Source organism: Streptomyces sp. NPDC048612, assembly GCF_043199295.1.
Classification (GTDB): domain Bacteria; phylum Actinomycetota; class Actinomycetes; order Streptomycetales; family Streptomycetaceae; genus Streptomyces.
This window is the reverse complement of record NZ_JBICVV010000044.1, coordinates 15,795-29,339: the sequence shown is the minus strand read 5'-3', so window position 1 is coordinate 29,339 and position 13,545 is coordinate 15,795. Positions and strand designations below refer to the sequence as shown.

General features: G+C 72.6%; 11 protein-coding genes. 7 read left to right on the top strand and 4 right to left on the bottom strand.

What is annotated here, in order from left to right:
- Nucleotides 1-296 precede the first annotated feature (296 nt).
- Both ACGFN2_RS35320 and ACGFN2_RS35315 read right to left on the bottom strand, forming a co-directional pair.
- A complete protein-coding gene (locus ACGFN2_RS35320) occupies nt 297-1,160 on the bottom strand; it encodes a sugar phosphate isomerase/epimerase family protein (RefSeq protein WP_393367032.1) in 864 nt (287 codons plus the stop codon).
- A gap of 113 nt (nt 1,161-1,273) precedes the next feature.
- Complete coding sequence (locus tag ACGFN2_RS35315) at nt 1,274-2,299, bottom strand: GNAT family N-acetyltransferase (protein WP_393367028.1); 1,026 nt, start codon at nt 2,297-2,299, stop codon at nt 1,274-1,276.
- A gap of 278 nt (nt 2,300-2,577) precedes the next feature.
- Here ACGFN2_RS35315 and ACGFN2_RS35310 point away from each other — a divergent pair, with 278 nt between their 5' ends.
- The 5 genes from ACGFN2_RS35310 to ACGFN2_RS35290 all read left to right on the top strand — a co-directional run bounded on the left by ACGFN2_RS35310 (nt 2,578) and on the right by ACGFN2_RS35290 (nt 9,725).
- Nucleotides 2,578-3,729: a Gfo/Idh/MocA family protein gene (locus ACGFN2_RS35310; RefSeq protein WP_393367026.1), complete on the top strand. Its 1,152-nt coding sequence runs from the start codon at nt 2,578-2,580 to the stop codon at nt 3,727-3,729.
- Between the two features lie 98 nt (nt 3,730-3,827).
- Nucleotides 3,828-4,901: a dihydrodipicolinate synthase family protein gene (locus tag ACGFN2_RS35305; protein ID WP_393367030.1), complete on the top strand. Its 1,074-nt coding sequence runs from the start codon at nt 3,828-3,830 to the stop codon at nt 4,899-4,901.
- The gene (locus ACGFN2_RS35300; RefSeq protein WP_393367024.1) at nt 4,898-5,758 is read left to right on the top strand and encodes a sugar phosphate isomerase/epimerase family protein; all 861 of its coding nucleotides are present in this window, start codon (nt 4,898-4,900) and stop codon (nt 5,756-5,758) included. The genes ACGFN2_RS35305 and ACGFN2_RS35300 overlap by 4 nt, the downstream gene beginning before the upstream one ends.
- Nucleotides 5,759-6,045: 287 nt before the next feature.
- Nucleotides 6,046-8,259, top strand: coding sequence for an ATP-dependent RecD-like DNA helicase (locus tag ACGFN2_RS35295; protein ID WP_362613865.1), 2,214 nt, complete (start codon nt 6,046-6,048; stop codon nt 8,257-8,259).
- 176 nt (nt 8,260-8,435) lie between these two features.
- Nucleotides 8,436-9,725, top strand: coding sequence for a citrate synthase (locus ACGFN2_RS35290; protein ID WP_362613868.1), 1,290 nt, complete (start codon nt 8,436-8,438; stop codon nt 9,723-9,725).
- 467 nt (nt 9,726-10,192) lie between these two features.
- On the opposite strand, the gene ACGFN2_RS35285 is transcribed toward ACGFN2_RS35290, so the two are convergent.
- Entirely contained in the window at nt 10,193-10,480 is a 288-nt protein-coding gene (locus ACGFN2_RS35285; RefSeq protein WP_393367021.1) for a heavy-metal-associated domain-containing protein, read from the bottom strand.
- 227 nt (nt 10,481-10,707) lie between these two features.
- Here ACGFN2_RS35285 and ACGFN2_RS35280 point away from each other — a divergent pair, with 227 nt between their 5' ends.
- Together ACGFN2_RS35280 and ACGFN2_RS35275 are read left to right on the top strand one after the other, a co-directional pair.
- A complete protein-coding gene (locus tag ACGFN2_RS35280) occupies nt 10,708-11,358 on the top strand; it encodes a DedA family protein (RefSeq protein WP_393367019.1) in 651 nt (216 codons plus the stop codon).
- 99 nt (nt 11,359-11,457) lie between these two features.
- Nucleotides 11,458-12,174 (top strand): GNAT family N-acetyltransferase, encoded by a 717-nt coding sequence (locus tag ACGFN2_RS35275; RefSeq protein ID WP_393367017.1) that lies wholly within the window; start codon nt 11,458-11,460, stop codon nt 12,172-12,174.
- A gap of 62 nt (nt 12,175-12,236) precedes the next feature.
- Here ACGFN2_RS35275 and ACGFN2_RS35270 read toward each other — a convergent pair whose 3' ends face one another.
- Nucleotides 12,237-13,277 carry a Gfo/Idh/MocA family oxidoreductase gene (locus ACGFN2_RS35270; protein WP_393367015.1) on the bottom strand — a complete coding sequence of 347 codons (1,041 nt, stop codon included), beginning with the start codon at nt 13,275-13,277 and terminating at the stop codon, nt 12,237-12,239.
- Nucleotides 13,278-13,545 lie beyond the last annotated feature (268 nt).

The window sequence follows — 13,545 nt, the reverse complement described above, 5'->3', positions numbered from 1 at the left end:
GTCAATTGCCGGGGCCCCGGGGGGCCCCCCGGTTTGGGGGCGGGGGGGGGGGTTGTTTGGGGGGGGGGGGGGGGGGGGGGGGGGGCCCCCCCCCCCCGCCACCACCTATCGGCCCGCTCCCACTTCCCGACGGGCCCGCCACCTCTTCCCGGCCCGTCCGCCCGTACCTTCCGGCCGGTCCCGCACCCCACCGCGGCGGTCCCGCCCGCTCACCCCCGGCGGTCCCGCCACTCGTCTCCGCAGGCCCGCCCCGACCTCCGGCAGGTCCCCACTCCCGGCGGGCTCCGCCGCCCGTCTCAGGTGGTGGCAGCCCCCTCCAGGAGCTGCTGGAGGTAGGCGCGGCCCGGGGCCAGCAGGGCGGGGAGGTCGGTGGCCCCGGGGTGCCAGCGCTTCTCGTACTCCCAGCACAGCCAGCCGCCCGTGCCCTGGTCATAGGTGCCCTCGGGGGCGGGGACGGGGCCGTGGGCGCCCTCGGGGTCCTGGCCCAAGGTGCCCAGGGCGGCCGCCAGTGGCAGGGTGCCGGCGCCGAGCGGGAGGGGGGCGCGGTCCTCGGCCGAGGCGACGTCCTTGACCTGGACATAGCCCAGATGCGGGGCGAGCGCGGCATGCGTGTCGGCGGGCTCCTCACCGCCGAGCCAGCTGTGCAGCACGTCCCAGAGCGCCCCGATCTGACGGTGTCCCACGGGGCCCAGCACCCGGGCGGCGTCCGCGCCCGTACGGTGCGAGTCATGGGTCTCCAGCAGGACCCGGACGCCGCGTTCGGCCGCGAGCGGCGCCACCGCGGCGAGCCGGCGGGCGGCATCCGCGTCCGCCTCGGCCGCCGGGCGTTCCCCGCCGCCGGGGAAGACCCGGACATACGGCGCCCCCAGATCGGCGGCCAGCCACACCAGCTCGCTCAGCTCCTGCGCCAGCGCCTCCTCGCCCGCGGTGTCCCGGGCCGCGGCGACCTGGGCGTATCCGGCCACGGCCAGGATCTCGACCCCGGCGTCCGCGAACTGCTGGCGCACCGCGGCCCGTTCCCGCACCCCGATCAGCGGATGCACCGGCTCCTCCGGATGGGCCCGCAGCTCCACACCCTGGTACCCGGTGTCGGCGGCCAGCCGCAGGACGTCGGCCACCGGCATCCCGGGGACACCGAGGGTGGAGAACGCGAACCGCATCGCGGGGGTGGTGCCGTGCGTGTTGCCCGTGCTGACCATGCCTGGGCTCCTCCTCGTCGTCGCTCACGCCATCGGCGTCGGTCCCCTCATCCCTGCCCGCGATGGCCGCGTCCTCACAGGTCCAGCCGCCAGTCCTGGCCGACCAGGTCCTGCCCGAAGCTGTGGTGCGCCGACTCGGCGACCAGCTCGAACCCGGCCCGCTGATAGACACCGCGGGCCGCGCCGAGGACGGAGTTGGTCCACAGCACCATCTCCCCGTAGCCCGCCTCCCGCGCGAACTCCACACAGGAATCGACGAGTTGCCGTCCCACGCCGTGGCCCCGGGCCTCCGGCTCCACCAGCAGCAGCCGCAGCCGGGCGACCCCGGGCCTGCCGTCCCGTACGCACATCACCGCGCCCGCTCTGCGCCCGTCCAGCTCCGCTATCCACGTGCGGTCCCACCGCGGGTCGAAGGCCTCGGCGTACTCCGCGACGATCCGGGCCACCAGTGCCTCGTAGCTCAGATCGAAGCCATACTCGGCGGCGTAGAGCGTCGCGTTGCGCTCCACCATCCAGCCCAGGTCCCCGGGGCGGGTCGTGCGCAGCGTCACCTCGGGCGCCCGCTCCTCGCCGGGTATCCCTGCGGCGGCCCGCTCCCCGGGCGGCTGTGCCGTGTCGTGCTGCGTGCCCTCGCCGAGCAGGGCGCGGATGGTCCGCATCGAGTCCACCAGCAGGGCCCGGTCCGCGGCCGGGAGCCGGTCCAGCAGCGACCCGGCGGCGTTCTGCGAGCGCTCCTCCAGCAGGCCGGCCGCCTGCCGGCCGCCCTCGGTCAGGGTGATGCGCTGCCGGCGGGGGTCCTGCTCGGACCTGCCGCGGGTGACCAGCTCGCGGTCCTCGAACTTGCCGAGCAGCCTGCTCAGATAACCGGCGTCCAGCGACAGCGAGGCCCGCAGGTCGGCGGCGTCCACCCGCTCGTGGTGGGCGACCTCGTAGAGCACCCGGGCCTCGGTGAGGGTGAACGGGGTGTAGAGATGCCGCCCGTAGTCGAGGGCGCCGATCAGGTTGGTGTAGAAGCGGTTGAATCTGCGCAGCTCACGGACGTCGGGTGCGGCGTCGGGCGCCGCGCCGGATGTCGTGTCGGATGCCGTCCCGGTTGTCATCGTCGACCCCTCACCCTTGACTGAGTCAAATGTAACGCCCGAGGCCGGCCCGCGCACCGGAATTTTTCTGCTTGTGGATAAGTGCGCCCCGCCCGTTCCGTGCCTGTGGATACGCGAGCCCGTGCCGCTCCGCCCCGCGGCTCCGCCCCGCGGCTCCGCCCCGCGCTCCCCGCCGCTGCCGCCCGCGCCCTATGCCTCCGGCCGCCGCATCCGTACCGTCGACCGGGCGGGCGCCGCCTGACGATCCCTCATCTGCCGCGAGCGAGAGAGGCCGGGCCGTGACAGACACGACCGTACGCATCGCCATGAACGGCGTGACCGGGCGCATGGGACACCGCCAGCACCTGGTCCGCTCCGTCCTCGCCCTGCGCGACCAGGGCGGCCTGGAACTCGCCGACGGGACGCGCGTCCGGCCCGAGCCGGTCCTCGTCGGCCGCTCCGCGCTCAAGCTGCGGGCCCTCGCCGAACGCCACGGCGTGCGGCACTGGAGCCGCGACCTCGACGCCGTACTGGGCGACGACACCATCGGCGTCTACTTCGACGCGCAGGTCACCGCCGCCCGCGAGGACGCGGTACGGAAGGCGATCGCCGCCGGAAAGCACCTGTACGTCGAGAAGCCCACCGCGAGCAGCCTCGCCGGCGCCCTGGACTTGTCCCGGCTGGCCCAGGAGGCGGGCGTCAAGAACGGCGTCGTCCAGGACAAGCTGTTCCTGCCCGGTCTCCGCAAGCTCCGCCGCCTCGTCGAGAGCGGCTTCTTCGGCCGCGTCCTGTCCGTACGGGGAGAGTTCGGCTACTGGGTCTTCGAAGGGGACACCCAGGCAGCGCAGCGTCCTTCATGGAACTACCGCGCCGAGGACGGCGGCGGCATCACGGCCGACATGTTCCCGCACTGGGAGTACGTCCTGCACGAGCTGTTCGGCCCGGTCCGCAGCGTCCAGGCGCACCTCACCACCCACATCCCGCGCCGCTGGGACGAAGCGGGGACCCCGTACGTCGCCACCGCCGACGACGCCGCCTATGGCATCCTCGAACTGGCCGGTGGCGTCGTCGCACAGATCAACTCCTCCTGGGCGGTCCGGGTGCACCGCGACGAGCTCGTGGAGTTCCAGGTGGACGGCACCGAGGGATCGGCCGTCGCGGGGCTCCGCCACTGCCGCATCCAGCACCGCGCCGGCACTCCCAGGCCGGTCTGGGACCCCGACGTCCCGGCGTCCGGGGCGTTCCGCGCGCAGTGGCAGGAGGTCCCCGACAACGCCGCGTTCGACAACGGATTCAAGGCCCAGTGGGAGCTGTTCCTGCGGCATGTGGTCCGCGACGAGCCCTGGCGCTGGGACCTCGCCGCCGGCGCCCGCGGCGTCCAGCTCGCCGAACTGGCGCGGCGGTCCTCGGCGGAGGGACGCCGCCTGGACGTACCGGAGCTGAGCCGGTGAACGCCCCGGCGCACCCGGCCCCGCCGCCCCCACCGGACCCGACTTCCCCGCCCCCATCGGATGTCCCCGTCTCCCCGTCCGCGCCCCCGCCGCCCTCCCTGCGCTCCCGCACGGTCCTCGCCGCCGCCCATGTGGTCGCCGATCCACGCGCCGACACCGGAGCGGACGGCCCGGCCGCCGTCGACTGGGACGCCACCCTCGCCTTCCGCCGCCATCTGTGGTCGCACGGCCTGGGCGTGGCCGAGGCGATGGACACCGCGCAGCGCGGCGCGGGCCTGGACTGGGGCGCCGCCGCCGAGCTGATCCGGCGCTCCGCCGCCGAGGCACGGGCGGTCGGCGGGCTGCTCGTCTGCGGCGCCGGCACCGACCAACTCCCCACCCGCGGAGCCTCCTTGGCCGACGTCCGGGGCGCGTACGAGGAGCAGCTCGCCGCCGTCGAAGCGACCGGAGCCCGGGCCGTCCTGATGGCCTCCCGCCAGCTCGCCGCGGCCGCCACCGGCCCGGAGGACTACCGGAACGTCTACGGCCACCTGCTGCGCCAGACCACCCGACCGGTGATCCTGCACTGGCTCGGCCCGGTGTTCGACCCCGCGCTCGCGGGCTACTGGGGCAGCGACGACCCCGACGCCGCCACCGAGACCCTCCTCGCGCTCATCGCCGACCACCCGGGCGCGGTGGACGGCGTCAAGGTCTCCCTGCTGGACGCCGGCCGCGAGGTGGCGCTGCGCCGCCGCTTGCCGCCGGCCGTGCGCTGCTACACCGGCGACGACTTCCACTACCCGGAACTGATCGCGGGCGACGGCCACGGCTTCAGCCACGCCCTGCTGGGCGTCTTCGGCCCGCTCGCCCCGCTGGCCGCGGCGGCCGTACGACGCCTCGACGCCGGGGACACCGCGGGATTCCGGGCCGTCCTGGACCCGACCGTGCCGCTCGCCCGGCACCTCTTCGCGGCACCCACCCGCCACTACAAGACCGGCGTGGTCCTGCTGGCCTGGCTGGCGGGACACCAGCCGCACTTCACCATGGTCGGCGGTCTCCAGTCGGCCCGTTCGCTGCCGCATCTGCGGCGCGCCCATGAACTGGCCGACGCCCTCGGCCTGTTCCCGGACCCGGAGCTCGCCGCCCACCGGATGCGCACGCTCCTCGCTGTCTACGGGGCGGACGGCGCATGAGCCCCGCCGCCCCGTCGCTCCTCGACCGTCTCAGCCTCAACCAGGAGACCGTCCGCCAGTGGTCGCTGCCCGAACTCGCCGACGGCTGCGCACGGGCCGGCGTACGGGGCGTGGGCCTGTGGCGCGCGCCGGTGCGGCAGTACGGACCGGCCGCGGCCGCCCGGCTGATACGGGACGCCGGGCTGCGGGTCACCAGCCTGTGCCGGGGCGGGTTCTTCACCGCCGTGGACCCCGGGGAGCGGGCCGCGGCCCTGGACGACAACCGGGCGGCGCTCGACGAGGCGGCCGCCCTCGGGACGGACACCCTGGTCCTGGTCTCCGGCGGACTGCCGCCCGGCAGCCGGGATCTGCGCGGCGCCCGGGAGCGGGTCGCGGACGCGCTCGCCGAGTTGGCGCCGTACGCCGCCGAGCGGCACGTACGGCTGGCGCTCGAACCGCTGCACCCGATGTACGCCGCGGACCGGTGCGTGGTCTCGACGCTCGCCCAGGCCCTGGACCTCGCCGAGCGGTTCCCCGCCGACCGGGTGGGGGTGGTCGTGGACACCTACCACCTGTGGTGGGACGACACGGTCGGCGCGCAGATCGGGCGCGCCGGCGGCACCGGCGGTGCCGCCGGTTCACGGATCGCCGCCTTCCAGCTCGCCGACTGGGTCACCCCGCTGCCCGAAGGCGCCCTGCTGGGGCGCGGGCAGCTGGGCGACGGCACGGTGGATCTGCGCTGGTTCCGGGAGCGGGTCGAGGCGGCCGGCTACCGGGGCCCGGTCGAGGTGGAGATCTTCCATCCGGCGCTGTGGGCACGGGACGGCGCCGAGGTACTGGCCGAGATCGTGCGGCGCTTCCAGGAGCACGTCGGATGACCGCCGGAGGCCCGGGGACGACCAGGGCCGCCGTGCCCCGGGTGCCCCGGTGGCCGGTAAAGAACTCCGCGGAGGTGTGCAACCGTTGACCGCCCGCAAAGGTCATAGCTGACGCTGGTCCCGATAGAGGGGGAGGTCCGGGGGGATCGGGGACCGGCTCGGAGGGGGGAATCGAGGGGCCCGACCATCGGACGGGCCCCTCGATGGGAAGCCCGGCCCGGTGCCGTCGCCGGCCCGGTGCGACAGCGGACCCGCGCGGTGTCAGACCCCGGCGGTACGGTCGGTGCATGGTCAACGCAGCCGTGCTCGAAGGGGTCCTGGAGCGGATCACCTACGCCAACGAGGAGAACGGCTATACCGTCGCGCGCGTCGACACGGGCCGCGGCTCCGGCGACCTGCTGACCGTCGTCGGCGCGCTGCTCGGGGCGCAGCCGGGCGAGTCGCTGCGCATGGAGGGCCGCTGGGGCTCCCACCCCCAGTACGGCAAGCAGTTCACCGTCGAGAACTACACCACCGTCCTGCCCGCCACGATCCAGGGCATCCGCCGCTATCTGGGCTCCGGACTCATCAAGGGCATCGGCCCGCGGATCGCGGACCGTATCGTCGAGCACTTCGGCACGGACACCCTCGACATCATCGAGCGCGAGCCCGCCCGCCTCGTCGAGGTCCCCGGCCTGGGCCCCAAGCGGACGAAGCTGATCGGCGCGGCCTGGGAGGAGCAGAAGGCCATCAAGGAGGTCATGGTCTTCCTCCAGGGCGTCGGGGTGTCCACCTCCATCGCGGTGCGGATCTACAAGAAGTACGGCGACGCCGCCATCTCCGTCACCCGCAACGAGCCCTACCGCCTGGCCGCCGACGTCTGGGGCATCGGCTTCCTCACCGCCGACCGCATCGCCCAGTCCGTGGGCATTCCGCACGACAGCCCGGACCGCGTCAAGGCGGGCCTGCAGTACGCCCTGTCGCAGTCCACGGACCAGGGCCACTGCTTCCTGCCCGAGGAGCAACTGATCGCTGACGCGGTGAAGTTGCTCCAGGTGGACACCGGTCTGGTCATCGACTGCCTCGGTGAGCTGGCCGCCGACCCGGAGGGCGTGGTCCGCGAACAGGTACCGGGCGGTGCGGAGGGCGCGCCCCCGGTCACCGCCGTCTATCTGGTGCCGTTCCACCGCGCCGAGATCTCCCTGGCCGGCCGCCTGACCCGGCTGCTGCGGACCGGCGAGGACCGGATGCCGGCCTTCCAGGACGTCGACTGGGACAAGGCGCTGGCATGGCTGGCGCGGCGTACGGGCGCCGAGCTGGCGCCCGAGCAGCAGCAGGCGGTACGGCTGGCGCTGACGCAGAAGGTCGCGGTGCTCACCGGCGGACCGGGCTGCGGCAAGTCCTTCACGGTCCGCTCCGTCGTCGAGCTGGCCCGCGCCAAGAAGGCCACGGTGGTGCTGGCGGCGCCCACGGGCCGGGCGGCCAAACGGCTCTCCGAGCTGACCGGGGTGGAGGCCTCCACGGTCCACCGCCTCCTGGAGCTGAAGCCCGGCGGGGACGCCGCCTATGACGCGGACCGGCCGCTGGACGCCGACCTGGTGGTCGTCGACGAGGCCTCGATGCTGGACCTGCTGCTCGCCAACAAGCTGGTCAAGGCGGTGCCGCCGGGAGCCCACCTGCTGCTGGTCGGGGATGTCGACCAGCTGCCGTCGGTGGGCGCCGGCGAGGTGCTGAGGGATCTGCTCGACGGGTCCGGCCCGGTGCCGGCCGTCCGGCTGACCAGGATCTTCCGCCAGGCCCAGCAGTCCGGGGTGGTCACCAACGCCCACCGCATCAACTCCGGCGTCCCGCCCCTGACGTCCGGGATGACGGACTTCTTCCTGTTCGCCGAGGAGGACACCGAAGAGGCCGGGCGGCTGACGGTGGACGTCGTGGCGCGCCGCATCCCCGCGAAGTTCGGCCTCGACCCCCGCCGGGACGTCCAGGTGCTCGCCCCGATGCACCGCGGCCCGGCCGGCGCGGGCGCCCTGAACGCGCTCCTCCAGCAGGCCGTCACCCCCGCCCGCCCCGACCTGCCCGAGCGCCGCTTCGGCGGCCGGGTCTTCCGTGTCGGCGACAAGGTGACCCAGATCAGGAACAATTACGAAAAGGGACGTAATGGCGTCTTCAACGGCACGGTCGGCGTGGTCACCGCACTGGACTGCGACGAGCAGCGGCTGACCGTGCGCACGGACGAGGACGAGGAGGTTCCCTACGACTTCGACGAACTCGATGAACTCGCCCACGCCTATGCCGTGACGATCCACCGTTCGCAGGGTAGTGAGTATCCAGCGGTGGTGATTCCGGTCACCACCAGTGCCTGGATGATGCTGCAGCGCAATCTGCTGTATACCGCCGTGACCCGGGCAAAGCGCTTGGTGGTGCTGGTCGGCTCCCGGAAAGCCCTGGGGCAGGCCGTCCGCACGGTATCCGCCGGTCGGCGGTGTACGGCGCTCGATCACCGGCTCGCCGGTGCGATGTGATGTCACCCCTCTTTCCCATTCGGGGCGAAGAGGGGCAGGATGGGCGCTCACGCGGCACTGAGTGCCGCAGACAGGCCCTATGGCCGACCCCGAGTGCACATCCAAGGCCCAAATGGGGGAAGGTATAGGCAGTCAGGGCACCTCGAAGAAGAGGCACAACGTCGGTGAGGGATGACGTGAGCGACAACTCTGTAGTACTGCGTTACGGGGACGGCGAATACAGCTACCCGGTCGTCGACAGCACCGTCGGCGACAAGGGCTTCGATATCTCGAAGCTGCGCGCCCAGACCGGTCTGGTGACCCTGGATTCCGGTTACGGCAACACCGCGGCGTATAAATCCGCGATCACCTATCTCGACGGTGAGAACGGCATTCTTCGTTACCGCGGGTACCCGATCGAGCAGCTTGCAGAGCGCAGCACGTTCGTCGAGACCGCGTACCTCCTCATCAACGGCGAGCTGCCCACCGTCGATGAGCTGGCGAACTTCAAGCAGGACATCACCTACCACACCCTGCTGCACGAGGACGTCAAGCGCTTCTACGACGGCTTCCCCCGGGACGCCCACCCGATGGCGATGCTGTCCTCCGTCGTCAGCGCGCTGTCGACCTTCTACCAGGACAGCCACAACCCGTTCGACGAGCAGCAGCGCCACATCTCCACGATCCGCCTGCTGGCCAAGCTTCCGACGATCGCGGCCTACGCCTTCAAGAAGTCGGTCGGCCACCCGGTCGTCTACCCGAGCAACGACCTCGGGTACGTCGAGAACTTCCTGCGGATGACCTTCTCCGTGCCGGCCGCCGACTACGAGCTCGACCCGGTCGTGGTCAGCGCCCTGGACAAGCTGCTGATCCTGCACGCAGACCACGAGCAGAACTGCTCCACCTCCACGGTCCGCCTGGTCGGCTCCTCGCAGGCGAACCTCTTCGCCTCGATCTCGGCCGGCATCAACGCCCTGTGGGGCCCCCTGCACGGCGGTGCCAACCAGTCCGTGCTGGAGATGCTGGAAGGCATCCAGGCCAGCGGCGGCGACGTCGACTCCTTCATCCGCAAGGTGAAGAACAAGGAAGACGGCGTGAAGCTCATGGGCTTCGGGCACCGCGTCTACAAGAACTTCGACCCCCGCGCGAAGATCATCAAGGCGGCGGCGCACGACGTCCTCTCCGCGCTCGGCAAGTCCGACGAGCTGCTGGACATCGCCCTGAAGCTGGAGGAGCACGCGCTCTCCGACGACTACTTCGTCGAGCGCAAGCTCTACCCGAACGTCGACTTCTACACCGGCCTGATCTACCGGGCCATGGGCTTCCCGACCGAGATGTTCACCGTGCTCTTCGCGCTCGGCCGGCTGCCCGGCTGGATCGCCCAGTGGCACGAGATGATCAAGGAGCCCGGTTCCCGGATCGGCCGTCCGCGGCAGATCTACACCGGTGTCGTCGAGCGCGACTTCGTGCCGGTCGAGGAGCGCTGACGGCCGCCCTGCCAGGGTGCCCGCGCGGTCGGTAAACAGAAAGCGCCCCGCCTCCGGATCCCCCCACGGGTCCAGAGCGCGGGGCGCTTCCCTTGTCCCGGTTGGATTCCCCCCACGGGATCCGTCCGGGCGTTCCGGGTTGCACCGCGATCTGCCGGGACGCGCACGTTCGGGAGGGCCGCTCAAAGCTCCCCGGGCACGTCGCCCCGGCCACGCGTAGCCATGCACGATCCCCCAAGACCAGCACGGCTTTTGCTGTGCAAGCCCCGCCGGGGTGCCTGCACTGCCCGGTTAGACTCACGACCCCCCTCAATGGTTACGTTCCCATGAGTGTGATCTGGGTCTCTTGCCATATGGGGGCGAATGCGGTCAAGGGCCCCGATCTGGAGATCGAGGCCCTCGGGTATGGGTGTTGTGCCGGTTGTAAGGGCCGTGTGAAATTTCCCGGCCGCCCACCGCCGCCGGAATCAGGCAGCCGGCCCCACGAGTTCGAAGCCCGCCTCGTCGACGGCCGCGCGGACGGCCTCCTCGTCCAGCGGCGCCCGGGAAGTGACGGTCACCAGGCCGGTGGTCGCGACCGCCTGCACCGCGCTGACCCCGGCCAGCTCGCCGATCTCGGCCGACACGGCGCCCTCGCAGTGGCCACAGGTCATGCCCGTGACCCGGTAGGTCGTGGTCACCGTGCCGACCTCGACGTCGGTGCCGCCGGAGTGGCAGGAGCCTTCCGGGGTGCAGCAGGAGCCGTTCTCGGCCATGGGGACTCTCCTTGTGGTGCGGATGTTCCGTGCGGTGCGAGTGCCGGACGAGGTGCCGCAGTGTGCCGTACGAGGCGCAGGCGACTGCCGGTGTGTCCAGCCTTCAGCACCTTATACCCCCTAGGGGTATCAATCCAAGCATGAGGCGCACCCACCGCGTTGCCGTGCGCCCCACCACGCGTCAGCCTTGGCATACGGGCTCGGGGCGGATTCGAGGAGGCGGCCGCATGGACGTACCCGCCCTGTACGGCCTGCTGGTGCTGACCACCCTGCCGCCGCTCGTCCCCAACTCCGCCCTGCTCGTCTCCGCCGGAGTGCTCGCCTCCAAGGGGCAGCTCTTCCTCCCGCTGATCCTCCTGATCGTCGCCGGCAGCGCCCTGCTCGGCGACCTGCTGATGTACCTGGCCGCCCGGCGGTTCGGCGGCCCCGTACGGGCCTGGATGCGCCGCAAACCCCGCCGCCGGGCCCTGCTGGAGTGGACCTCGGGGCACATCCAGCGCTACGGCCTGCCGTTCGTGATCGCCGTACGGTTCCTGCCCAGCGGCCGGATCGCCGGCGCGCTCGCCTCCGGAGTGCTGCGCTACCCACTGCCCAAATACGCCCTCGGCGCCGGCATTGCCGAAGCCACCTGGGCGACCTACTCCGTCAGCCTCGGCTACCTCGGCAGCGCCACCACCGGTCGCCCCCTCCAGGCCGCCGTCATCGGCTTCGGCGTCTCCTGCGTGGTCGCCGCGGTGGGCGCCGCGATCCAGTGGACCGCCCGCCGCCGCGCCCTGCGCGAACCCTCGGAGGGCGGCGGTGAGGGCGAGGGCGGCGGCCCCCGCAAGGGAGGCGGCGAGGAGCCCGGCGGCCGGGCCTTCTCTGTGGCGGCGACCTGACGGCCTGGGAGGCGGCTGAGGGCGGGCCGCCCGCCGCGAGCCGGACGCGGCGCGGGTGGCCGCGGCGCGATTGTCAGTGGCTGCTCGTACAGTGCAGACATGACGTTGATTACGGAGAGTGATCACGGTGGGGTGTCGGCGGTGCGGATCGAGCCGTGGACGACGGCCGACCTCCCGCTGCTGCGGAGACTCAACGCGCCGGAGATGACCGGGCATCTGGGCGGCCCGGAGACCGAGGAGCAGCTGCTCGCGCGCCATGCCCGCTATCTCGGCCTCGACGGCACCGGGCAGATGTTCCGCATCGTGCTCGAACCGGAGGGCGCGGTGGCCGGGTCCATAGGCTTCTGGGAGTTCGACCACCAGGGAGCGCAGGGGTACGAGACGGGCTGGGGCGTGCTGCCCGAGTTCCAGGGACGGGGGATCGCGGTGGCGGCGGCCCGCCAGGTCATCGAGGCGGCCGGCGCCGAGGGGCGCCACCCCTCCCTGCATGCCTTCCCCTCGGTCGAGCACGCCGCCTCCAACGCCGTCTGCCGCAAGGCGGGGTTCACCCTGATCGGGGAACGTGCCTTCGAGTACCCGAAGGGCCGCATGATGCGGTCCAACGAGTGGCGGCTGGCGCTGAAGGCGGCAGCCGGGCCGGTGTCGTCGACAGGGCGGGTGTTGGCGACCGGGTCGGCCTCGTCGACCGGACCGGCGTCGTCGACCGGGCGCGGGTCGTCCAGCAGTCCGGCCTCGTCCGGCGGACCGGCCTCGTCCGGCGGACCGGCCTCGCTCAGCGGGCCGGCCTCGTCCAGCCGTGGTGGTGAAGGAGGTTGAGGTCGGAGGGCGCTGTGGTGGAGCGGGGTGCCAGGGCGTCGACGTGCCAGTCCTGCGAGCGCTCAGGCGCCCGGCTCGCCGGGCTCCGCAGCCCCGGCGGAGGCCCGGACGTCCGCGATCGTCACCGGCGCGCCGGTCCGGCGCGAACGCTCACACGCCTCGGCGACATAGAGCGCCTCCAGCGCCTCCGCCGGCGAACAGGGGCTCGGCATACGGCCCGCCGCGACCTCGGCGAAGACGCCCAGCTCGGCGACGTACGCGTCATGGAAGCGCTCCATGAACGTGGCGTACGGATCTGCCGCCCGCCGCCACGACAGCCGCGCTTCGGCGGACGGCAGCGGAGCCCGGTCGTCGAGCCCGACGAAGCGGGCGCCCTCCGAGCCGCAGACCTCCAGCCGGACGTCGTGACCGGCGCCGTTGTAGCGGGTCGCCGTGACGGTGGCCAGGGTGTCGTCATCGAACCGCAGCAGCGCCGCACAGGTGTCGACATCGTCGCCGTCCGCGAAGAACGACGCCCCGCGATTGGCGCCCTGCGCATAGACCGTGACCACCTCCCGGCCGGTGAGCCAGCGCAGGATGTCGAAGTCATGGATGCTGCAGTCCCGGAACAGCCCGCCCGACGTGGGGAGATAACCGGCGGGCGGCGGCGTCCGGTCACTGGTGCAGGCGCGCAGGGTGTGCAGCCACCCCAGCGCGCCGGACCGCAGCGCCTCACGGGCGGCGCGATAGCCCGCGTCGAAACGCCGCTGGAAACCGATCTGTACAGGCACGGCGCCGGCCCGTGTCCGCTCCACCACCCCGATCGTGCCGGGCACGTCCAGGGCGACCGGCTTCTCGCAGAACACCGGCACCCCGGCGTCCAGTGCCTGGTGGATCAGCGTGGCGTGGGCGCTGGTCGCGGCGGTGATCACCACACCGTCCAGCCCGTCCGCGTACATCTCCTCGATGCCCGGGGCGGCGCGTACGCCCAGGGTGTCCGCCAGCGCGGCGGCCCGTGCGGGGTCCAGGTCCGCGACCACGAGGTCGGTGACGCCCGGGACGCTCCGGAGGGTGGCGGCGTGGAACGCACCGATGCGCCCGGTACCGATCAGACCGATCTTCATGCGCAGGTTCCTTTCCGGGGAGGGGAAGCGGAGAGGGGAGCGGGGGGAGAGGGGCGGGGGAGGGAGACGGTGGTGAGGGAGTGGGAGTGAGGGGGTGGGAGTGAGGGAGGAGGGGAGAGGCCGGTGGGGGAGCAGGCCGGCCGGTGGGGCTCTGGCACTGAACGGGCCGATGTCGATTGGAACGGTCCAATAGCTCGCCGCACTCCGCACCCTGCATGTCCTGATGTCCGCATGTCAACCACCGTGCAGGAAGGGAGGGTTACGCGTT

Coding starts and splice junctions, on each gene's coding strand:
- ACGFN2_RS35280 (WP_393367019.1), top strand. CDS start 10,708: ATGGACGTACCCGCCCTGTACGGCCTGCTGGTGCTGACCACCCTGCCG.
- ACGFN2_RS35320 (WP_393367032.1), bottom strand. CDS start 1,160: ATGCGGTTCGCGTTCTCCACCCTCGGTGTCCCCGGGATGCCGGTGGCC.
- ACGFN2_RS35270 (WP_393367015.1), bottom strand. CDS start 13,277: ATGAAGATCGGTCTGATCGGTACCGGGCGCATCGGTGCGTTCCACGCC.
- ACGFN2_RS35285 (WP_393367021.1), bottom strand. CDS start 10,480: ATGGCCGAGAACGGCTCCTGCTGCACCCCGGAAGGCTCCTGCCACTCC.
- ACGFN2_RS35275 (WP_393367017.1), top strand. CDS start 11,458: ATGACGTTGATTACGGAGAGTGATCACGGTGGGGTGTCGGCGGTGCGG.
- ACGFN2_RS35315 (WP_393367028.1), bottom strand. CDS start 2,299: ATGACAACCGGGACGGCATCCGACACGACATCCGGCGCGGCGCCCGAC.
- ACGFN2_RS35300 (WP_393367024.1), top strand. CDS start 4,898: ATGAGCCCCGCCGCCCCGTCGCTCCTCGACCGTCTCAGCCTCAACCAG.
- ACGFN2_RS35295 (WP_362613865.1), top strand. CDS start 6,046: ATGGTCAACGCAGCCGTGCTCGAAGGGGTCCTGGAGCGGATCACCTAC.